This window comes from Aurantiacibacter luteus (genome assembly GCF_001010945.1).
Taxonomy (GTDB): Bacteria; Pseudomonadota; Alphaproteobacteria; order Sphingomonadales; family Sphingomonadaceae; genus Alteraurantiacibacter; species Alteraurantiacibacter luteus.
Map to the genome: position 1 here is coordinate 422,810 of NZ_LBHB01000001.1, position 19,514 is coordinate 442,323.

At 65.9% G+C, this 19,514-nt stretch carries 21 protein-coding genes and 1 tRNA gene; 17 read left to right on the plus strand and 5 right to left on the minus strand.

From position 1 onward, the window contains the following. Positions 1–42: 42 nt before the first annotated feature. The 13 genes from AAW00_RS14445 to virB11 all read left to right on the plus strand — a co-directional run bounded on the left by AAW00_RS14445 (position 43) and on the right by virB11 (position 10,704). A complete protein-coding gene (locus tag AAW00_RS14445) occupies positions 43–411 on the plus strand; it encodes a TrbC/VirB2 family protein (protein ID WP_063359789.1) in 369 nt (122 codons plus the stop codon). A gap of 87 nt (positions 412–498) precedes the next feature. Next, the gene (locus tag AAW00_RS02070; protein ID WP_047002678.1) at positions 499–1,059 is read left to right on the plus strand and encodes a type III secretion system chaperone family protein; all 561 of its coding nucleotides are present in this window, start codon (positions 499–501) and stop codon (positions 1,057–1,059) included. Between the two features lie 127 nt (positions 1,060–1,186). Further along, positions 1,187–1,798 (plus strand): phage tail protein, encoded by a 612-nt coding sequence (locus AAW00_RS14540; RefSeq protein WP_206539309.1) that lies wholly within the window; start codon positions 1,187–1,189, stop codon positions 1,796–1,798. Between the two features lie 39 nt (positions 1,799–1,837). After that, entirely contained in the window at positions 1,838–2,455 is a 618-nt protein-coding gene (locus AAW00_RS14450; protein ID WP_082124882.1) for a phage tail protein, read from the plus strand. 48 nt (positions 2,456–2,503) lie between these two features. Beyond that, positions 2,504–3,124, plus strand: a complete 621-nt coding sequence (locus tag AAW00_RS02085; RefSeq protein ID WP_206539310.1) for a phage tail protein — start codon at positions 2,504–2,506, stop codon at positions 3,122–3,124. A 46-nt stretch (positions 3,125–3,170) separates the two neighbouring features. Beyond that, complete coding sequence (locus AAW00_RS14830) at positions 3,171–3,311, plus strand: hypothetical protein (RefSeq protein WP_156169896.1); 141 nt, start codon at positions 3,171–3,173, stop codon at positions 3,309–3,311. A gap of 75 nt (positions 3,312–3,386) precedes the next feature. Continuing rightward, entirely contained in the window at positions 3,387–3,674 is a 288-nt protein-coding gene (locus AAW00_RS02090; protein WP_047002679.1) for a VirB3 family type IV secretion system protein, read from the plus strand. Then, entirely contained in the window at positions 3,653–6,031 is a 2,379-nt protein-coding gene (locus AAW00_RS02095) for a VirB4 family type IV secretion/conjugal transfer ATPase (protein WP_047002680.1), read from the plus strand. Before AAW00_RS02090 ends, AAW00_RS02095 begins: the two co-directional genes overlap by 22 nt. Beyond that, the gene (locus AAW00_RS02100) at positions 5,998–7,248 is read left to right on the plus strand and encodes a type IV secretion system protein (protein WP_082124883.1); all 1,251 of its coding nucleotides are present in this window, start codon (positions 5,998–6,000) and stop codon (positions 7,246–7,248) included. Before AAW00_RS02095 ends, AAW00_RS02100 begins: the two co-directional genes overlap by 34 nt. Continuing rightward, positions 7,245–7,973 carry a VirB8 family type IV secretion system protein gene (locus AAW00_RS02105; protein ID WP_063265976.1) on the plus strand — a complete coding sequence of 243 codons (729 nt, stop codon included), beginning with the start codon at positions 7,245–7,247 and terminating at the stop codon, positions 7,971–7,973. The genes AAW00_RS02100 and AAW00_RS02105 overlap by 4 nt, the downstream gene beginning before the upstream one ends. Then, positions 7,970–8,671 (plus strand): TrbG/VirB9 family P-type conjugative transfer protein, encoded by a 702-nt coding sequence (locus tag AAW00_RS02110; RefSeq protein WP_052761722.1) that lies wholly within the window; start codon positions 7,970–7,972, stop codon positions 8,669–8,671. The genes AAW00_RS02105 and AAW00_RS02110 overlap by 4 nt, the downstream gene beginning before the upstream one ends. Next, positions 8,668–9,714, plus strand: a complete 1,047-nt coding sequence (locus AAW00_RS02115) for a TrbI/VirB10 family protein (RefSeq protein WP_241461609.1) — start codon at positions 8,668–8,670, stop codon at positions 9,712–9,714. The genes AAW00_RS02110 and AAW00_RS02115 overlap by 4 nt, the downstream gene beginning before the upstream one ends. 12 nt (positions 9,715–9,726) lie before the next feature. Further along, positions 9,727–10,704: a P-type DNA transfer ATPase VirB11 gene (virB11, locus tag AAW00_RS02120; RefSeq protein ID WP_047002681.1), complete on the plus strand. Its 978-nt coding sequence runs from the start codon at positions 9,727–9,729 to the stop codon at positions 10,702–10,704. A gap of 35 nt (positions 10,705–10,739) precedes the next feature. Here the strand turns inward: virB11 and AAW00_RS02125 are convergent. Continuing rightward, a tRNA-Pro gene (locus AAW00_RS02125) sits at positions 10,740–10,816 on the minus strand. A gap of 174 nt (positions 10,817–10,990) precedes the next feature. Here AAW00_RS02125 and yajC point away from each other — a divergent pair. Genes yajC through secF form a run of 3 tightly spaced genes read left to right on the plus strand, consistent with a single transcriptional unit; the run spans position 10,991 to position 13,913 of the window. Next, positions 10,991–11,308, plus strand: coding sequence for a preprotein translocase subunit YajC (gene yajC, locus AAW00_RS02130; RefSeq protein WP_047002682.1), 318 nt, complete (start codon positions 10,991–10,993; stop codon positions 11,306–11,308). Between the two features lie 18 nt (positions 11,309–11,326). After that, on the plus strand, positions 11,327–12,925 hold the full coding sequence (secD, locus tag AAW00_RS02135) for a protein translocase subunit SecD (RefSeq protein ID WP_047002683.1): 1,599 nt from the start codon (positions 11,327–11,329) through the stop codon (positions 12,923–12,925). A gap of 10 nt (positions 12,926–12,935) precedes the next feature. Further along, the gene (gene secF / locus AAW00_RS02140) at positions 12,936–13,913 is read left to right on the plus strand and encodes a protein translocase subunit SecF (RefSeq protein ID WP_047002684.1); all 978 of its coding nucleotides are present in this window, start codon (positions 12,936–12,938) and stop codon (positions 13,911–13,913) included. Here the strand turns inward: secF and AAW00_RS02145 are convergent. Both AAW00_RS02145 and AAW00_RS02150 read right to left on the minus strand, forming a co-directional pair. Next, positions 13,910–15,115, minus strand: coding sequence for a glycosyltransferase (locus tag AAW00_RS02145; RefSeq protein WP_047002685.1), 1,206 nt, complete (start codon positions 15,113–15,115; stop codon positions 13,910–13,912). The genes secF and AAW00_RS02145 overlap by 4 nt on opposite strands. A gap of 14 nt (positions 15,116–15,129) precedes the next feature. Beyond that, positions 15,130–15,702 carry a helix-turn-helix domain-containing protein gene (locus AAW00_RS02150; protein WP_047002686.1) on the minus strand — a complete coding sequence of 191 codons (573 nt, stop codon included), beginning with the start codon at positions 15,700–15,702 and terminating at the stop codon, positions 15,130–15,132. A gap of 101 nt (positions 15,703–15,803) precedes the next feature. On the opposite strand from AAW00_RS02150, the gene AAW00_RS02155 reads away from it, so the two are divergent. Beyond that, positions 15,804–16,280 (plus strand): DUF6456 domain-containing protein, encoded by a 477-nt coding sequence (locus AAW00_RS02155; RefSeq protein ID WP_047002687.1) that lies wholly within the window; start codon positions 15,804–15,806, stop codon positions 16,278–16,280. On the opposite strand, the gene AAW00_RS02160 is transcribed toward AAW00_RS02155, so the two are convergent. Beyond that, the gene (locus AAW00_RS02160) at positions 16,273–17,547 is read right to left on the minus strand and encodes a hypothetical protein (RefSeq protein WP_047002688.1); all 1,275 of its coding nucleotides are present in this window, start codon (positions 17,545–17,547) and stop codon (positions 16,273–16,275) included. The genes AAW00_RS02155 and AAW00_RS02160 overlap by 8 nt on opposite strands. 78 nt (positions 17,548–17,625) lie before the next feature. Beyond that, complete coding sequence (locus AAW00_RS02165) at positions 17,626–19,446, minus strand: ABC-F family ATP-binding cassette domain-containing protein (protein WP_047002689.1); 1,821 nt, start codon at positions 19,444–19,446, stop codon at positions 17,626–17,628. Between the last annotated feature and the right edge of the window lie 68 nt (positions 19,447–19,514).

A 19,514-nucleotide genomic window follows, 5' to 3' on the forward strand; every position in this document is an offset into this window, starting at 1 on the left:
TTTTCCGCTTTATGCCTCGTGCAAGCGGGTTAGGGTGCGGCGATGTTCGAGACGACCGCCAACGCGCAACCGATTGCCGCCGCGATGGGCTGGATCGTGGACGTGTTGCTGGGAGAGGTTGCGGCGACGCTGTGCGTCATTGCGATCGCATTTGTCGGCTATTCGATGCTGACCGGCCGACTCGCGATTCGTCGCGGGGCGCAGGTCGTGCTGGGTTGTTTCGTCCTGCTGGGGGCACCCGCCATCGCGGCGGGCATGGTCGGCCTGTGGGAGCCGGAAGGGCGTGCGGCACGCTCGGCGGTCGTGGTCTACGAAGCCCGACCGCGCGGCGAGCTCGTGCCATCCGGTTACAGCCCATACCTCGCTCCCGAGCCTGTGCCCGCACCGCAGGAGACCGGCACCCCGCCTTAGGCCTTGCTGACCGGCGCCATGGCGCGCGGGCGATTGCCAAGCCTTATGGCGGACTTTAACGCGAATTATCGCATAGCGGAGGGGCGTATGATGAAGCATCGTTTGATTACCGGAGTTTGCGCACTGGCATTCACGCTGATCGGATCGGGTGCATCGGCTCAGACGCGCCCTGTCGACAGCATCGACCAGACCGAAACGCTGGCCTCGCTCGGTCCGTCAGCCGTCCTGCCCGCGCTGTCGGTGGCGACCGCGAATCAGGTTGTCGAAGTGCAAGCTGACGGCACGCCCTTCGTCAGCGCCACGGCGTCGAACGGACTTTTGATGCAGATGTATTTCACCGCGTGCGACGATGGCGGGCAGACGGGGTGCAAAGGCATGTCGATCGTATCCGTCTGGCCGCGTGTCGCGGAGGAAACCGTTCCGGCCGTGGCGGCGGCCACACGCAGTTTCCTGCTCGACCACCCGCTGGCCAACGCGGGGCAGTTCGACGACAACAGGCCCTATTTTTCACGCTACGTTATCGCCGACTACGGGATTGCGCAGGGCAATCTTCTCTCCGAATTTTCGAATTTCATTCGCGGGGCGACCGAGTTTCACAATATGCTGGCGGGTATCGAAGGCGGGCTGGGAGCTCCGGACGCGCAGTGAGGGCGGAGCGCAGCGCTAGCTGCGGAAGAAAAAGTCGTTCGAGTTGCCAGATTGAAATTTAACGATTAACCAATCTGCAACAGACCGAAACGACTCGCTCGTTTTGGCAAACCTTGGGGGGACACTCGTGAAAGCTTCTGCTCTTTCCGGCGCCGCGATTCTCGCTCTGGTCGCGGCCAGTGCTTTTCCGGCCCCGGCGCAGGCGCAAAACTCGTTCGTTGGGCAAATTTCCCTTTACGCGAATTCCTTCTGCCCTCGGGAGACGGCAGAAGCGAACGGGCAGCTTCTTGCTATCTCTACAAATGACGCGTTGTTCTCGCTTTACGGCACGACCTACGGAGGGGATGGAATTACGACGTTTGCCCTTCCCGACCTCCGGGGCCGAAGGGCTATCGGGGACGGGCAGGGGCTTGGTCTTTCCGCATACTCTCTGGGTCAGCGAGCAGGCACGGAGACGGTCACACTCACCCTGGCTCAAATGCCTGCTCATAATCACGTCGGGGCCATGCGGGCATTCCCCGTCGATGGATCGACGACGCAGCCCGTGCGCAATTTCATCGCTCGGGCGAGCGCCGGGGCAAATTCGTACAGTTCGGATACGACATCGCTTGTGGACATGAATGCAGGTTCGGTGAGCCTGATGAACACCGGTGACGGGCAGCCGCACGAAAACCGGTCCCCCTACCTTGCGATGCGCTGGTGCGTCACCTTGTTTGGAATCTATCCATCGAGGGACTGACCTTTCGATCTGTGTCGCCACGGTGCCTTGGGAGCTGACATGAAAAACGTCCGAATTATTGCGGCAACTGCCCTGGCGCTTTGCGGGGCAGCTTTGAATCCCGTTCCCGCCTTCGCGCAGGCTAATCCATATATCGGGCAGGTCGTGCTGACCCCGTATAATTTCTGTCCTCGAGGTTTCGCATCTGCGCAGGGTCAGATCTTGTCCATTTCGCAGAACACTGCGCTTTTCTCGCTCATCGGGACGACCTACGGGGGCAACGGACAAACGACGTTCGCCTTGCCAGACCTTCGCGGCCGCACGCCGATCGCGCAGGGTCAGGGCCCCGGCTTAACTCCGTATCCTTTGGGTCAACAAGGCGGTGTCGACCAGGTAACGCTGACTGTTTCGCAGATGCCTGCCCATGGCCACACCGGGACGCTGCGTGCCGCTTCTGCTGCGGGTAGCACCAATCAACCAGTGCGCAATATATTCGCCCAGGGTACCACTGACCGCGAAACCTACACAGCCAGCGCGACTGCACCCACGAACTTCATGGACCGCAACGAGCTGAATGTTTTCTCCGCGGGCAGCAGCCAGCCGCACACGAACAACTCGCCCTATCTTGCGTTGCAATGGTGCATTGCGCTTGTCGGCATCTATCCTTCGCGGCCGTAATCGCCGCGGTCGGTCCCAATGTTCTTCCGGGCTAGCGAGGTTTCAAAGATGAAAGTTTCCGCATTCTTGGCAACCTCGGCCCTCGCGGTGAGTGCAATGCTCGTCCCGGCGGCTCCTGCAAGCGCGCAGGCTGACGAACCCCTCCTCGGCCAACTGATGCTGGTCGGTTATAATTTCTGTCCGCGGGGATGGGCGCAGGCCAGCGGTCAGCTGTTACCAATAAGCCAGAACTCGGCGCTCTTCTCCCTTCTCGGTACGACTTACGGCGGCAATGGAACGTCGAATTTCCAGCTTCCCGATCTGCGGGGCCGTGCCGCCATCGGGATCGGTCAGGGCCCCGGTCTCGCTGACCGGGTCCTCGGTGAGCTGGGCGGCGTGGAGACAGTGACCTTGTCGCTGGCCCAATTGCCGAGCCACACCCACGTCGGCGGAGTGCGAGCCTTTCCGAGCGTAGCGACCACCACCGATCCGGCCGGCAATTACCTTGCCCAGGCGGCCGGAGGAAACCTCGCCTACGCGGCGAGCACGACCGCGCCGACGAATTTCATGAACCCGGAAACCGTCAGCGTGAGTGGCGCCGGTGGCTCGCAAGCGCATAGCAACCTGTCGCCCTATCTCACGCTCAAGTGGTGCATTGCGCTTCAGGGTATCTTCCCCTCGCGCAATTGATAGCCTTGCGCGGATTTCTTGCACTCTTTCGATTACGAGGATTGATATGACCGTCTCCGAACCCATCGCCAAGGCGACCTGGCAGACCCCTGTTCTGGTCGAACTGGACCGCGAAACCAGCGATATCGAGAACGGCTACGCATTCGGAACCGACGGCAACGGTGGATTCTCCACCTCGATGAGCTGATCTGTCGCTGGCCGGCGAAGTTTATCTCCCGGCGGCGGGTGGCACGCAGCGGGACAAACGGATCGGTAAGGCTCGATGGCGGAACAACTGCGCAGCGATACCCTGTTCGTGGCTCTCACTCGCCCGCAGATGTTCGCGGGCGTGACCTATAGCTATTTCGTTATCAATGCGATTGTCGCGGTCGAACTGTTCCTGATCTTCAAGAGCTTCTGGGTCCTGCTCGTCGCGCTGGCGATTCACCTTTTCGGGATGATCGTCTCGCTGCGTGAACCGCGCATCGTCGATCTCTGGCTGACCCGCGTGCGCTACTGCCCGCGGGTCAGGAACCACGATTACTGGCAATGCAATTCCTATCGCCCGTGAAGCGTAGCCGGGGCGAACGGGCACGCCGCGAGGTGCCTGCCGGCATTCACCTTCCCTATGCCAGACACCTCGACGAAGCGACGCTCGAAACCCGCGACGGGTTGCTGCTGCAGACGATCCGGATCGGCGGCTTCCACTTCGAGACGGCCGACAGCGAAGAGCTGAATTATCGCACGGAACTGCGCGACGCGATGCTGCGTGCCCTGGGCAATTCGCGCTTTGCCGTCTATCATCACGTCGTGCGCCGCCGCGCCGACGTGGCGCTGGATGGCGAACACCGCGATCGTTTCTCGCAGGGGCTCGATGCCCGCTGGAAGCAACGGCTGGCGGCGAAGAACCTCTACGTCAACGACCTCTTCCTCACCATCGTGCGCCGCCCGCTGCAAGGCCGCATCGGGATCGCCGAACGGGCGGGCAACTGGTTTACCCGTGGTTCGAGCCGCAATGCCGCACTGGTCGCGGCGGAACTGCACGCGCTGCACAACGCCTGCTCGGCAATGGTCTCGGCTCTCCGGCAATACGACCCGCGGGTGCTGACCACCTATGAAACGGCCGACGGCATGCGGTCGGAGCCGCTGGAATTTCTCTCCCATCTCTACAATGCCGACATGCGGCCGGTCGAGGTGCCGCATGGCGACATGGGCAGGCACATACCTGCACGGCGTATAAGTTTCGGTGCCGATACCGTCGAACTCGCACCCTCCGGTTCCTTGTCCCGCCGTTTCATCGCGCTGGTATCCATCAAGGATTACCCGGGCCGCACGATGCCCGGCATGTTCGACGAACTCTACCGCCTGCCCTTCGAGATGGACGTGACGCAGAGTTTCGCCTTCGTCGAGCGCGCGGCGGCGCTGGGGCGGATGAATCTCGCCCTCCGGCGGATGCGCTCCGCCGAGGACGAGGCGCTTAGCCTGCGTGACGAGCTGGTGACGGCAAAGGACGAAGTTTCCGCCGGCCGTGCCGGTTTCGGGGAGCATCACACCACGATCGCCATCCATGCGGACGACCTTCGCCGGCTGGACGCGCAAGTGGCGGAGGTCATCGCACTGCTCGCCGACCTGGGGATCGTCGCCGTGCGCGAGGACCTGGCGTTGGAGCCGACGTTCTGGGCGCGCTTTCCGGGCAACTTCAAGTACATCAGCCGGCGCGGGCTCGTCTCGACGACGAATTTTGCCGGTCTTGCAAGCCTGCACAGCTTTCCCACCGGCCGGGCGCGCGGCAACCACTGGGGCGATGCGGTGACGCTTTTCGAAACCACGGCGGCGGGACCGTACTTCTTCAACTTTCACCAGCGCGACCTCGGCAACTTCACGATCATCGGGCCTTCGGGCAGTGGCAAGACGGTGGTGATGAACTTCCTCCTCGCCCAGGCGCGGAGGTTCGATCCGCGCATCATCTTCTTCGACAAGGATCGCGGGGCCGAGCTATTCATCCGTGCGATCGGTGGGCAATACGACAGGCTCTCGTCAGACCGCGCCTCCGGTCTCAATCCGTTGCAACTGGAGGATACCCCCGCCAACCGTCAGTTCCTGATCGACTGGCTGGCCTTATTGGCGGGCGGCGCCGACGAAGCGGAGCTCCAGCAGATCCGCGATGCCGTGGACACCAGTTTCTCGCAGCCGCCTGAGCGCCGGAGGCTGCGCTACATCGTCGAGTTGTTCCGCGGCGGCGCGCGCCCTCACGCACGCGATCTTCATGCGCGGCTGCGACCGTGGTGGGGGGAGGGCGAGCGCGCCTGGCTGTTCGACAACGAACGCGACACCACCGACCTCGACGCCCAGGCTGTCGGTTTCGACATGACCGCGATCCTCGACGATGCCGCCGCGCGCACTCCGGCCCTCATGTATTTCTTCCATCGCGTGGAGCAGCGGCTTGACGGCACCCCGGCGATCATCGTCGTGGACGAAGGCTGGAAGGCGCTCGACGACGAGGTTTTCGTGCGCCGGATCAAGGACTGGGAAAAGACCATCCGCAAGCGCAACGGCATCGTGGGTTTTGCGACGCAAAGCGCACAGGACGCGCTCGAGAGCCGCATAGCCAGCGCCATCATCGAGCAGGCGGCAACGCAGATTTTCATGATCAACCCCAAGGCCAGGGCCGAGGATTACATCAACGGCTTCGGTCTTACCCGTCACGAATTCGATCTCGTGCGGACCATGCCCGACGAATCCCACTGTTTTCTCATCAAGCACGGCAACGACAGCGTCGTCGCCCGGCTCGACCTCACCGGCGAACGCGACTTGCTGACCATCCTGTCGGGCCGCGAGAGCACGGTGCGCCTGTTCGACGAAGTGGTCGCGCAGACCGGTCCCGATCCGGCGCGATGGTTGCCCCGTCTGCTCGAACGCGCGGCCTGATGAGTTGCCCGCAAATCCTGACCGGCAGCGAATTCGTCAGCCGTCTAGTAGATCACATCGACTGCCAATCGCGCTATCTTGGCAGCTATGGGTACGAAGCGCTGGGGCAGCCCGGCTCGCTGGCGGCAGTGGCGATGTCGGCGCTGCTGACCCTCTTCGTGGCGATATGGGGCCTCCGACTCCTGTTCGGCTCGACCATGCCGGACGGGCGGGACATGGTGGGCGGCCTGCTGAAAATCGGCATCGTCCTGACGCTGGCCTTTTCCTGGCCGGCCTTTCGCACGGTCGTTCACGACCTGACACTTGACGGACCGGCGCAGATCGCCGGCACGCTCGCCAATCCCGGGATCGCCACGACATCGAGCAATTTCGTCGATCGCCTTCAGAACGTCGACCAAGCCATGCTCTCGCTCATAGACGTCGGCACCGGGCGCTGGTCGGATCGCTTCCTGCAGGGGCAGGCCGGCAACTCCAGTTTTGCCGGATCCGCCTTGCAGGACGACAGTGCGCTCGGCTGGGCGCGTCTTATCTATCTGGCAGGCATCATCGGCTCGCTAGGTCTGCTGCGGCTGCTTGCCGGACTCCTGCTGGCGCTGGCTCCGCTGGCTGCGGGTCTGTTGCTGTTCGAGGCGACGCGCGGCATATTCTCCGGCTGGCTGCGGGCCCTCGTGCTCACCCTGCTCGGAACGATCGGGGTCACGGTGATCCTCGCCGTCGAACTCGCCGTGCTCGAGCCATTTCTGCGCGATGCCTTTTACGTGAGGTCGAGCGGGTTTGCAGCGCCGAGCGCGCCGATCGAGCTGTTCGCCATGGTCGGCGGGTTCACGCTGGTGCAGTTCCTCACGATCTGGCTTCTGGCGAAGGTCGCCTTCATGCGCGGCTGGAGCGATACCGTTCGGCTTCCTGACTTCGTTACGGCAAATGGCGCAGTGCCCCAGCCAACATGGCGGCCCGCGCCGGACCGGGTTTCCGCACCTGCGCGCGCGGATCGCATCGCCACGCAGATCGAGAACAGGATGAGGTTCGAGCAAGGCCGCGTCGCGCGCGTGCCTGCTGCGCCCGGCATTTCGCCGGCGACCGGGTTTGATTCGAGAACCGGCAAGGGGGGCGTCGGAAATGGGGGCGACGCGCGTGTGCAACTTCCCCAAAGGTTGGGAAGCTCCTATCGCCGGACCGCACATTCGCGCTCCATGTCGAGCCGCAGGAGGGATGGGTGACCGCACAAGGCTCCCTGGACGACGATTTCGACTTCGCCGACACCTGGGCGACCAGCGTTACCGACGAGCTGGAACGCTCGCGCCGCATCGCCTGGATCGTGGCGACCGTGGCTGCCGCAATAGCGCTGCTCCTGGCGATCGCGATCGTGGTGATGCTGCCGCTCAAGACGACCGAGCCCTACACCATCCTGGTGGATCGCCAGACGGGCAACGTGGAGACCCTGGCGCCTTTCGACGAGGATCTGGTGGCGGCCGATGCCGCGCTGACGCGGTCCTTCCTCGTGCAGTATGTCATTGCGCGCGAAGGCTACGATTACCCGGATCTCCAGGAGGATTTTCGCAAGGTTTCCCTGTGGAGCGCGGGGGAGGCGCGACAGCGCTATGACCAGCTGATGCGGGCCGGTCAGGCGACCAGCCCCGTCGTCCTCTACGGCCGGGACACCCGTGTGACGGCCGAAGTTCGCAGCGTGTCCTCGCTCGATCAGAACCGCGCACTGGTGCGTTTCTCGACGGTGCGTTCCGACCGCGGCGGCCAGCCCGGCGTGGCGCAGCACTGGGCCGCCGTGATCGATTTCGAATTCAGCGCCGCAGGAATGAGCGAGCAGGACCGGTATCTCAATCCCCTCGGCTTCCAGGTCACGCGCTATCGCCGGGATGCGGAAACGCTGCCCGAAGCGTTGCCGAGCGAAATTCCCGCTGAGCTGCAGGTGGACGCGCCAGCGTGAGGATCGCGGTCGCTCTCGCCCTGCTCATGGTCGCATCGGGCGCGCAGGCGCAGGTCGTACCGGACATCCCGCTCGACAATCCGCGCCTTCAGACGGTGACGTGGTCGGAGGGCGAGGAAGTTCTTTTGACGGTCATGCCGCCCACCGGGCTCACGGTCATGTTCGAACGCGGCGAGCGTATCGAGCGCATTTCGCTGACGGACCAGGCCGCCTTCCAGGTTCGCGTGTCCCCCGATGGCGACAGCATGCTGGTTCTGCCGCTCGTCGACAGCACCACGACACAGATGCAGGTCGAGACGGATCGTCGCAGCTATCCCTTCACCGTGCGCACGGGCACCGGCCTGACCGCGGCCTATCTCGTCCGCTTCGCCTATGACGGCGCGGAACTCGCTCCGCTGCGTGCGGTGGAGTCAGCGGCGGCGGACGGCCCAAGATGGTCCTATCGTATGCGCGGAGATGCGGTCGTGCGCCCGGCGGCGATCCGTGACGATGCGCGGCGAACCTACATAACTTATGGTCCGGAACAGGCCCTCCCCGCAGTCTTTGCCGTCGGACCAACGGGGGAGGAGGAGATGGTCAACGGTTACATGCGCGGCGACACCTACGTGATCGATCGGGTCTATGGATCCCTCGTCTTCAGGCTCGACGAGGAACGGGCCACTGCCACCCGCAACGCCGCGCCGGACGCCGCGCAATGACCCCTCGCACGGATCCGATGGACGGCGACCAGATGCCGGTGGTTTGCACCGGCGTGCGCGGCAATTACGGCCTGTGGGCGTTTGTCGCCGTACTGCTGGTGGGCGGAGCATGGCTGTTCGCAACGCTGAACGCGGCGCGCGAAGCTTCGCAGTCGCCGTCGACCTTTGCTACCGGGCCTGCAGAAGGGCTGATTTCCTCGCCCCCGCCGCTCGTCGTGCCGCCAGACGCACGGCGGCTGCCGCGGGAAGTTCGGGACAGCGGTCCGGTCATGCTGCGCGAAGTACCGGGTTCGGCGTTTGCGCCGCCGCGATATCCTGTGCCCGGCCCTCCGCCGCCACAGCCCAGCGCACCCTACGTCGCTCCGTATCAACCGCCTGCCGAGCCGCCGTTGATTCTGAGCGATGTGCCCACTCCGCCAAGCAGCGATCGCGGTTTCGAGCGTGCTTTCGATCCCGCGCCCACCGCTCCGGATACCGGAAATCGCATATCGGCCGTGCGGCTTGCCAATCCCTCCTTCACCGTCCCGCAAGGCACGATCATTCCAGCCGTACTGGAGACCGCCTTCGATTCGACACGGCAGGGAAGGGTGCGCGCACTCGTGCAGCGCAACGTCTACAGCTTCGACGGTACGCGGGTGCTCATCCCGCGCGGAAGCCGGCTTTTCGGTGAATACGGGGCGGGGATCGCCCCGGGCGAACGCCGCGCCGAGATCAACTGGACACGACTGATGCGGCCCGACGGGGCGACCATCGCGCTGGATTCCCCGGCCGCCGACCCGCTTGGACGCGCCGGCGTGGAGGGCGAGGTCAATTCGCGCTTTCTTGCCCGCTTCGGAAATGCACTGCTGCAGACCGTGCTCGACATCGGTGCCGGCCTTGCCACGCGGTCGTCGTCGGACGGGGTAATCGTCGCTTTGCCCGGCAGCACCCAGAACATCTCCGGCAATGCCAACCAGCCGCGCCCGGTGCTGGTGATCGACCATGGGACCAGCGTTTCGGTCTACGTCGCGCGCGACCTCGACTTTTCCTCCGTCGATCGCTGAGCGGGAAGGAGCATGGCGGACGCCGGTTACTACCTCGACAACTTCCTCGCGCCACTGGAACCCTGGCTTTCGCGCGCCGACATCACCGACATCTGGATCAATCGCGAAGGCGAGGTGTGGTTCGAGAGCACGGGCGGGGTGATAGAGTGCGAAAGCGTGGACCGGCTCGACGAAGCGACGCTTGGTCGCCTGGCACGGCAGGTGGCCGCCCACTCCGCCCAAGGCATAAGCCGGGCGCAGCCCTTGCTGGCGGCGACCTTGCCCGATGGATCGCGTATTCAGATCGTCGCGCCGCCTGCAACCCGGCGCGGTCACATCGTCGCCATCCGCAAGCACGTCGCGCCAGAGCTGTCGCTCGACCAGTGGAGCGAGGCCGGCGCATTCGATGGTCTGGGCTCAGGCGAGGCACGGCTCGAACACGCAGTCAGCGATAGACTGGTGGGCGCAGGCGAGGCACCTGCCGTCTTGCGCGAGGCGGTGCGGGCCAGGCGCAACATCCTTGTTGCTGGCGGAACCTCCAGCGGGAAGACCACCTTCCTGAATGCGCTTCTGGCCGAAATTCCCCCTGAGGAACGCCTCGTCCTGATCGAGGATACGGAAGAGTTGCGATTGCGGCACGAAAATGCGGTCGGCCTTATCGCTGCCCGGGGATCGGAGAGCGAAGCGCAAGTGAGCGCCGAGGACCTGCTGATCGCCGCGCTGCGACTGCGACCGGACCGCATCATTCTTGGCGAGCTGCGCGGCAGCGAGGCGTTCACGTTTCTGCGCGCGATCAACACCGGCCACCCCGGATCGATGACGACCATCCACGCCGACACACCTGCGCGGGCGATCGAGCAGTTGGTGCTGCTGGTCCTGCAGGCCGGTTCGCGCCTGGGCCGCGACGACGTGCGCCATTACGTGCGCGAAAGCGTGGACGTGTTCGTGCAACTCGGCCGCGAGGGTGGCCGGCGCAAGGTTTCGCAGGTGATGGTGGCGGAACGGGTCTGACGCGCGCCGGGTCAGATTTCAAAGGGGAATACCACTGGTCGGGACGACTGGATTCGAACCAGCGACCCCCACACCCCCAGTATGGTGCGCTACCAGACTGCGCTACGTCCCGACACCAGTGGTGCCGGGGCCTATATGCAGGCGGCGCGGCAAAGACAAGCGCCTCGATTGCACCCATTATGCAACAGTGCTAGGCGCTCGGCGCGCGTGGCGGGCGGGTGCGACTTGAACCAGTCCTGCGCCTCCCCATTCCACCTAGACTGCACATTTGTGACGGACGGTTTTCATGCTCGATATTCTCGCCGCCGCCGGAGCGGACACGGCTCCGGTCTGGTTCAGCTACCTGCCCATCGTGGGCATGGTGCTGATCTTCTGGTTCTTCCTCTTCCGCCCGCAGATGAAGCGCGCGAAGGAACACCAGACCAAGATTTCCGGCCTCAAGCGGAACGACCGCGTGGTGACCGCGGGCGGCCTGGTCGGCAAGATCGTGGCGGTGGACGATATCTATGTCGACCTCGAACTCGCCAAAGGCGTGCGCGTGAAGGCGGTGAAGAGCACCATCGGCGACGTGATCGCACCCGGCGCCGCGCCGGCCAACGACTGACCTGAGGGCTAATCGGCAATGCTCGACTTCCCGCTCTGGCGCCGCATCATGCTGTGGGGCTTCACGCTCCTGCTGGCGATCGCCGCGCTTCCCTCCATCGCCACGCTGGCGGGCAGCAACGCCTTCGAGGATTCGGGCATCCCCGAGATCAATCTCGGGCTCGACCTCGCCGGCGGCAGCCACATCCTGCTCGAGGCGGACAGCCGCGAAGTCGCGACGCAGCGGCTCGAGACGCTGGAGGAATCGGTTCGCGACACGCTCGCCAATGCAGAGCCGCGGATCGTGGTCGGCGACGTGTCGACCGCGGGCGGGCGCCTGTCGTTCATGCTGGAAAACCCCGCCGACGTGGACCGCGCGCGCGAGGAACTGCTGCCGCTGATCAACGGCGGGGGCACCGTGCGCGAGTGGGACATGACGATGGAGGACGGCAATCGCATGATCCTCTCGCCCACCGAGCAGGGGCTGGACGTGGCGGTGACCAACGCGATGGACGCCGCGACCGAAGTCGTGCGCCGCCGCATCGACGGCCTCGGCACGCGCGAGCCGACGATCATCCGCCAGGGCGACACCCGTATCGTCGTGCAGGTGCCGGGCCTCGACGATCCGCAGGCGCTGAAGGACCTGCTGGGCCAGACGGCCAACCTCGAATTCAAGCTGGTCGATCCCAACGCGCTGCCTACCGACGTGGCGCAGGGCATCGCCAATCCGGGCAGCGAGATCCTGATCGGCGCGCCGGGCTCCGACTACGAAGGCCAGACCATCGCCGTGCGGCGACTGGGCGGCATTCGCGGCGACAGCCTGACCGAGGCCCAGCCGAGCAAGAACCCCCAGACCAACGAGGATATCGTCAACATCCGCTTCGACCAGCAAGGCGGGGCGCGGTTCTGCCAGCTGACGACGCAGAACGTGGGCAAGCCTTTCGCGATCATCCTCGACGACGAGGTTCTCTCCGCGCCCAACATCAACGAGCCGATCTGCGCGGGCAGCGCACAGATTTCCGGCGGCTTCACCAGCGACACCGCGCAGGCGCTGGCGATCCAGCTCAACTCCGGCGCGCTGCCGGTGCAGCTCTCGGTCATCGAGGAGCGCACCGTCGGTCCGGAACTCGGCCGCGATTCGATCATCAAGGGCGCCGTCGCGATGGGCGTGGGCACCGGCCTCGTCATCCTGCTGATGATCTTCTCCTACGGCCGCTTCGGCATCTACGCCACGGCGGCGCTGGTGCTGAACGTGCTGATGATCCTGGGCTTCATGGCGCTGATCAATTCCACCCTGACGTTGCCCGGCATCGCCGGATTCGTGCTGACGATCGGCGCGGCGGTGGACGCCAATGTGCTTATCAACGAGCGCATACGCGAGGAACGAAAGCGCGGGCGGCGCGTGGTCGCCGCGGTGGAGAACGGCTACAAGGAAGCCAGCCGCGCGATCTTCGATGCCAACATCACCAACTTCATCGCCGGTGCGCTCCTGCTGATCTTCGGCAGCGGGCCGGTGCGCGGCTTCGCGGTGGTGCTGATCATAGGCCTCGTCACCAGCGTGTTCACCGCCGTCACGCTCACCCGCATGTGGGTCGCCCGCTGGCTGAAGCGCGCGCGCCCGCAGGAACTGCACATCTAGGAACCGGACGATGAAACTTCTGAAACTCGTCCCCGACGACACCAACATCCACTTCCTCAAGTGGCGAGTGCCCTTCTACGTCATTAGCTGCCTGCTGATCGCGGCGAGCTGGGCGCTCGTGCTGACCAAGGGCCTCAACTACGGCGTAGACTTTGCCGGCGGGCAGGAGGTGACGGGCACTTTCACGCAAGAGGCCGACGCCCCCGTGGCGGAGCTGCGCGAGACGCTGAGCGGTCTCGACTACGGCGAGCCCTCGATCCAGCGATTCGGCGAGGCCAACCAGGTCTCGGTTCGTGTGCGCCTGCCCGCCGAGGTGGAGGATCAGCCCGGCGCCGCCACCCGCATCGGTGAGGAGATCATCGCCACGATCGCCGCCGAGCATCCGGACTTCCGCGTCGATTCCAACAATACCGTCTCGGGCAAGGTATCGGGCGAGTTCCGTAACAAGGCGCTGCTGGCGCTGCTGGCGGCCATGATTGGCATCTCGATCTACATCTGGGTGCGCTTCGAGTGGCAGTTCGGCGTGGGCGGCCTGTTCGCGCTGTTCCACGACGTGTCGCTGACGCTGGGGATGTTCGCGCTGTTCCAGATGGAATTCTCGCTGCAGATCGTGGCCGCCATCCTGGCGATCATCGGCTACTCGCTGAACGACACCATCGTCGTCTACGACCGCATCCGCGAGAACCTGAAGAAGTATCGCAAGATGCCGCTGCCCGAATTGCTCGACCTGTCGGTGAACGAGACGCTGGCGCGCACGGTGATGACCAGCCTGACGCTGCTGATCGCGCTGGTCCCGCTGCTGCTGTTCGGTCCGGCGAGCCTGTTCGGCCTGACCGCGGCGATCACGCTGGGCATCTTCGTGGGTACCTACAGCTCGATCTACATGGCTGCGCCGATCCTGATCTGGCTGGGCGTGACGGGCGACAGCTTCATCCCGCAGGAAACGGTCGCCGACCGGCAGGAACGCAAGGCGCGCGGCGAGGTCTAGGCCGGTTCCGGGGCGATCAGCCCTTCGTAATAGGCGGCCAATGCCGCGGCGTTGGCTTCCCAGCTGAACTGCGCGACGTTGGCAGCGACTTCTGCTGGCGCGTAATCGGCCAAGAAGAGCTCGCGGATGGCCATTTCGAAGTCGGCAGGATCGAAACCGGGATCGTAGGGTACGACGCGCCCCGCCGTCTCGCTGCGAACGAGTTCGCGCGCCCCGCCGACGTCGCTGATTACGACAGGCGTGCCGCAGGCGAGGGCTTCGACCCAGGCGTTGGCCAGCCCCTCGCTCGCCGAGTTGAGCGCCATCACGTCGCTCGCCGCGAGCACGACGGGGAGGGCGGCATGGTCGACGTTGCCGAGGAAATGCACGCGCTCTGTCAGGCGCAGACGCGCGACTTCGCTCTCAAGCATTGCGCGGTCGCGTCCTTGTCCCACCAGAACGAGATGCGTGCCCGGCATCCCCGCGAGCATGTCGATCAGCAGCGCCTGCCCCTTGCGCGGGATGAGCGCGCCGACACTCGCGATCAGTCGCTCGCCCGTGGCTATTCGCACGCCGAACTGCTCGGCCAGTTCGGCTCTCGCTTCGCCCCGGTCGCGCGGGTGGAACTGCGCCCGATCGAGTCCGGTGTAGTGAACGTGGATCTTGCCCTCAGGCAGCCCGATGGCGGCCATGTCGCGCTTCAGCGCCTCGCTCACCGCCAGCAGGCCGGTCGCCCGCTCGCCGGCCGTCTGCATCTGTCGCCGGGAAGACGCGAGGTGCCCCCAATGCGAGATATCCGCCCCACGCGCCTTGATGCTGAGCGGCAGACCGAGCGCGTCGGCGATCCGGGCCGCCGCCGGACCGTCGGGATAGAAGAACTGCGCGTCGACCAGGTCGAACGGCTTTTTCGCGTGCAGCCTCTTTGCCAAGGGCAGTACGGTGCGGGCGATCAGCCACGGATTGATAGGGCCGCCGATCCTTGGGATAAGCGGAAAGCGCGGGCGATAGACGGTCACGCCGCTTTCGACCCCGTCCACCGCCGCCTCGGCCAGCGCACGGTATCGTCCCGGCGCAAGGGGCGGCACGCCGATGGGATTAATTAGCGTCACCTCCCAGTCGCCCCGCGTCGCCAGCGCCTCCATTTGCCGCGCGACGAAGGTGCCGAAGCGCGGCATGTGCGCGTTCGGATAGAGCGTGGCGAGCGAGAGGACGCGGCGCACCATGTTCGCCCTAGCGGTCAGAGCCGCCGCACCAGCATTACCGCCACGGCAAGCCACGCCGGGCTGTCGAGCACGATCTGCCGCTGGCCTATGCCGGGCGGCAGCAGGCCCACGAGATTGCCTTGCCGGTCGATTAGTCGCCCGAAGGCGAACCGTCCGCCCGAGCGCGGGGCGAGCACGTCGCGGTTGACGAGGCTTGCTGCATCCTCCGGCGCGACCTGCCGCATCCACAGTTGGTCGCCGCTGCGGTACTCGCCCTGGCCGGTTTCGATTTGCAGGCAAACGAGCGCGTCGCCATCGAGCAGCTCGGTCGGCAGGATGGCATCGCGGGGCTTGGACAGGCTCTCCGCCCCGCTGTCGGTCAGACGCGCGATGACCTGCGCTTGCCGGCCGCCCTCGGTCTTCACCAGCGTTTGCGGATCGACACCCAGCGCTTCGCCGATGCGGTTCATCCACACCAGCGAGAGATTGCGCATCCCGGTTTCCAGCCGCCCGATGGTCTGCGCCGTGGTCGGCGGTGAGCAGGCGGCGGCGACCTCTGCCAGCGTCATGCCCTTCTGCTTGCGGATGTCGCGGATGCGATTGATCATGGTCGGCCTCGGTTTAACCGGATTGGTTGCAGAAACCGCTTTCCTACAACCGATTCGCTTTTGCAAGGGGCCGCATCGTCAACAGCGCCCGAGGCCGATCCATGCAGCACCGCGAACTCGTCGAACGCCAGCTCACGCCAGAGGGACCGAGGCGCAGCGGCGGGGTGGAGAAGCGCAGTCGCAGCGTGACGGTCAACGTGGCGGAAAGCCCGCTGGGCTGGCTGCACGCCCACGGCCACCTCGACGCGCGGCTCTACGACGCGGGCGAGCGCCTGCGCGCCGACTACGAACGCGCGCAGCTGCCCCAGAGCGTGACGATGCGGTGGGATCCGGTGCGCATCAAGGGCACGGGCGAGCGCGGGCTCAACCCCAGCGAACGCCAGATCGCCGCGCGCCAGCGGTTCGACGGCGCGATGAAGCAGGCCGGACGAGGACTGGAGGACGTGCTGTGGCGCGTCGTTTGCGCGGGCGAGACGCTGCCGGTGGCGGAAAAGGCGTTGGCCTGGCCCGCGCGCAGCGGCAAGCTGGTGCTGCGCCTCGCGCTCGACCGCGTGGCGGACTTCTACCGGATCAGCTGAACAGGCCGCGCAGCCATGCGAGGAAGCGGCCGGGCCGGGCCTCGGCCGCGGGCTGGCGCACCTCGCGCATCGGCGGGGCGGCCTCCGCCTGACGCTCCTGCGCGAGCCGCGCGCGGAGGGAATTCTGGCGACCCTGCGGCTGGCTGGCGACGGCGACGCGCGGGCGCGGCTCTGCCCGCATGAAGGCGGTGCCGTCGATCTCCGGTTCGTCGAAATGCGCGATTTGCATCGCTGCCGCCGGTTCCGGCCGGAGTTCGGGCTGCGCTGCCGGTTCGACTGCCGTCGCCGGGGATTCATGGACGACCGGCGGTAGCGGCACGGGTGCGGCGGCGCTCGGTTCGTCCGGTTCCTCGGCCAGCCACGCGTCGAGGTCGAAATCGTCCTCGTCCTTGGGGCGGTTGGGGTTGAGCTCGTCGAAGCGGGCCGGGCGCGGCTGGGGGTCGGCTTGCGGCTCGAGATTGAGCGGTGGTTCTTCCACCGGCGCCACGTCGCGATAGTCCATGATTCGCGCGTCGAGCGGGATGGGCGCTTCGGGGGCTGGCTCGATCGCGACGGGCTGCGGCTCGGGTTCGGGCTCGGGCTGCGGGGCGGGGGCCGAGGCTTCCGGCTCCGGCTCGAAGGCAGGCGGCTCCGGCTCGCTGGCCGGCGCTTCGAAGACCTGCTCGGCCGGTGCGAAGTCCTGCTCGGCTTCGGGCCAGTCGCCTGCGACGGGTGCGTCCTCGCCCAGTTCTGCATCCGACAGCATCGGCAGAGACGGGAAGATGCGCTTGGACAGGTCCATGCCGTCGTCGATCGCCTCGGACGGCAGCGGCGCGCCGATGCCAAGGTCGCCGAAGCCGGGGGCGGAGGCGCCGTAGATGTCCTCGTCGTCGAGGTCCGCGCCGAAATATTCGTCGATCGGGATTGCGGTGCTCTTGCGCCGGGTGAGCGAGAGGACGGCCTCGGTATCGACCACCGGATCGTCGTCTTCGGTGTTTTCACCCTCGTCGTCGGGGGAGCCCATCTCTTCCGGCTCGTCGTCGTCGTCGTACATGGGCACCAGGCCCAGCACCATCGCTGGACGCGGGGCGCGTTCGATCTCGTCGCTCACCAGCGTGGCGGCGCCTTCGTGGAATAGCGCGTGGGCCGCCTCGAGTTCCTCGGGATCGAGGACGAGCACCGGCTTCTTCTTGAGCTTCTTCGGCCCGCCGAGCCCCGCCAGGCTGCCGTAGCCGAAGGGATCGGGCGCGCTGTCGTCACGCAGGGCAGAGGAGGAGGCAGGCGCCATGGAAAGAGGTTTTGCCGCCGTTTGGTGCAATCGACGTGAGCAAACCTGGTAAACGCGTGCTTAACCCCTTGGCGGCGGTCAGCCCTCGACCCGTTCGGCAAGGTCCAGCCAGCGTTCCTCGGCCGCATCCTTCTCCTCGCGCGCCAGCTCCAGCGACTTCGAGATGCGTTCGAACCTGGCGTTGTCGGCGGTGTAGAGGTCGGGATCGGCGAGCGCGCTTTCGCCCTTCGCGATCAGTACCTCGAGTTCCTCGATGCGCGCGGGCAGCAGCTCGTAGTCGCGCTGGTCCTTGTAGGAGAGCTTGCTGCTCGGCGGGGATGGGGGCGGGGGAGGCGCGGACGACGCGTGTCTGGCGGACTCGCCCTCGGCCTTCCCCGCTTGTGGCTGTGAGGCTGTGCGCCGCCGGGCCATCCAGTCCTCGTAGCCGCCCGCCACCACGTCCACTTTGCCGCTGCCGTCGAGGCCCAGCGTGACCGTGACCGTGCGGTCGAGGAAGTCGCGATCGTGGCTGACGATCAGCACCGTGCCTTCGTAATCGGCGATGACCTCCTGCAACAGGTCAAGCGTTTCGAGGTCGAGGTCGTTGGTCGGCTCGTCCAGCACCAGCAGGTTGGAAACGCGGGCGAATTCGCGCGCCAGCAGCAGGCGGCTGCGCTCTCCGCCGGAAAAAGTGCCGATCTTGGCATCGACCAGCGAGGGATCGAACAGGAAGTCCTTGAGATAGGCCTGCACGTGCTTGCGCGTGCCGCGCACGTCGATCCAGTCGCCCCCCTCGGCCAGGACCTGGCGCACGGTCTTTCCCGGCTCCATCAGGGCGCGCTGCTGGTCTATGCTGACGCCCGAGAGCGTGCGCGCGTGGGTAACACTGCCGCTGTCGGGCTCGATTTCCTTCGTCAGCATCTTGAGCAGCGTGGTCTTGCCCGCGCCGTTCGCGCCAACGATGCCGATGCGGTCGCCGCGCTGGATGCGCAGGCTGAACGGCTTGATGACCTGCCGCTCGCCGTAGGTTTTTGAAATCTCCTCGGCCACGATGACGGACTTCGACTTGAATTCCTCGTCGCTTTTCAGGCTGAGCTTGGCGGTGCCGGCGGGATTGATCATGGCGGCGCGGGCGGCGCGCATGTCCCACAGCTTTTCCAGGCGCCCCATGTTGCGCTTGCGCCGCGCGGTGACGCCGCGTTCCAGCCAGTGCGCCTCGATCTTCAGCCGTGCGTCGAGCTTCTCCGCCGCGCGCGCCTCTTCGGCGTAGACCTGCTCTTCCCATGCCTCGTAGCCGCCGAAGCCGACTTCCTTGCGCCGCAATGCGCCGCGGTCGAGCCACAGCGTCGCGCGGGTCAGCCGCTTGAGGAAGGTACGGTCGTGGCTGATGGCGATGAAAGCGCCCTTGTAGCGGTCGAGCCAGCTTTCCAGCCAGTCGATCGCGCCAAGATCGAGGTGGTTGGTCGGCTCGTCCATCAGCAGGAGGTCGGGCTCCAGCGCGAGCGCGCGGGCGATGGCGGCGCGGCGGCGCTCGCCCCCGCTGGCGGTGGCCGCCTCGGTCGTCATGTCGATGCCGAGCTGCCCGGCGATGGACTCTACCGCGTGCTCGGCGGGCGGACGCTCTCCGGCAAGCGCGAAGTCCATCAGCGTGGCGTGGCCGGAGAAGTCGGGCTCTTGGTCGAGCAGGACGATGGCGGCGTGCGGCTTCACCTTGCGCTGGCCGCGGTCGGGCTCGATCTCGCCCATGATCGTGCGGAACAGCGTGGTCTTGCCCACGCCGTTGCGACCGATCAGCGCCAGCCTGTCGCGCGGGCCGATGTGCAGGTCCATCCCACTGCCTGAGGCGGGATCGCCGAACAGCCAGCGGCCGCCCTGTTGCAGGCCGATGCCTTCGAGGCTGAGGATGGGCGGTTCGGCCATGACGGGCGGGCAAGTAGAGGCGGGGCCGCGATAGCGCAAGGAACGGGAGCATTCACTCGCGCGTAATG

Coding starts and splice junctions, on each gene's coding strand:
- AAW00_RS14445 (WP_063359789.1), top strand. CDS start 43: ATGTTCGAGACGACCGCCAACGCGCAACCGATTGCCGCCGCGATGGGC.
- AAW00_RS02070 (WP_047002678.1), top strand. CDS start 499: ATGATGAAGCATCGTTTGATTACCGGAGTTTGCGCACTGGCATTCACG.
- AAW00_RS14450 (WP_082124882.1), top strand. CDS start 1,838: ATGAAAAACGTCCGAATTATTGCGGCAACTGCCCTGGCGCTTTGCGGG.
- AAW00_RS02085 (WP_206539310.1), top strand. CDS start 2,504: ATGAAAGTTTCCGCATTCTTGGCAACCTCGGCCCTCGCGGTGAGTGCA.
- AAW00_RS14830 (WP_156169896.1), top strand. CDS start 3,171: ATGACCGTCTCCGAACCCATCGCCAAGGCGACCTGGCAGACCCCTGTT.
- AAW00_RS02090 (WP_047002679.1), top strand. CDS start 3,387: ATGGCGGAACAACTGCGCAGCGATACCCTGTTCGTGGCTCTCACTCGC.
- AAW00_RS02095 (WP_047002680.1), top strand. CDS start 3,653: ATGCAATTCCTATCGCCCGTGAAGCGTAGCCGGGGCGAACGGGCACGC.
- AAW00_RS02100 (WP_082124883.1), top strand. CDS start 5,998: ATGGTTGCCCCGTCTGCTCGAACGCGCGGCCTGATGAGTTGCCCGCAA.
- AAW00_RS02115 (WP_241461609.1), top strand. CDS start 8,668: ATGACCCCTCGCACGGATCCGATGGACGGCGACCAGATGCCGGTGGTT.
- virB11 (WP_047002681.1), top strand. CDS start 9,727: ATGGCGGACGCCGGTTACTACCTCGACAACTTCCTCGCGCCACTGGAA.
- yajC (WP_047002682.1), top strand. CDS start 10,991: ATGCTCGATATTCTCGCCGCCGCCGGAGCGGACACGGCTCCGGTCTGG.
- secD (WP_047002683.1), top strand. CDS start 11,327: ATGCTCGACTTCCCGCTCTGGCGCCGCATCATGCTGTGGGGCTTCACG.
- secF (WP_047002684.1), top strand. CDS start 12,936: ATGAAACTTCTGAAACTCGTCCCCGACGACACCAACATCCACTTCCTC.
- AAW00_RS02145 (WP_047002685.1), bottom strand. CDS start 15,115: ATGGTGCGCCGCGTCCTCTCGCTCGCCACGCTCTATCCGAACGCGCAC.
- AAW00_RS02150 (WP_047002686.1), bottom strand. CDS start 15,702: ATGATCAATCGCATCCGCGACATCCGCAAGCAGAAGGGCATGACGCTG.
- AAW00_RS02155 (WP_047002687.1), top strand. CDS start 15,804: ATGCAGCACCGCGAACTCGTCGAACGCCAGCTCACGCCAGAGGGACCG.
- AAW00_RS02160 (WP_047002688.1), bottom strand. CDS start 17,547: ATGGCGCCTGCCTCCTCCTCTGCCCTGCGTGACGACAGCGCGCCCGAT.
- AAW00_RS02165 (WP_047002689.1), bottom strand. CDS start 19,446: ATGGCCGAACCGCCCATCCTCAGCCTCGAAGGCATCGGCCTGCAACAG.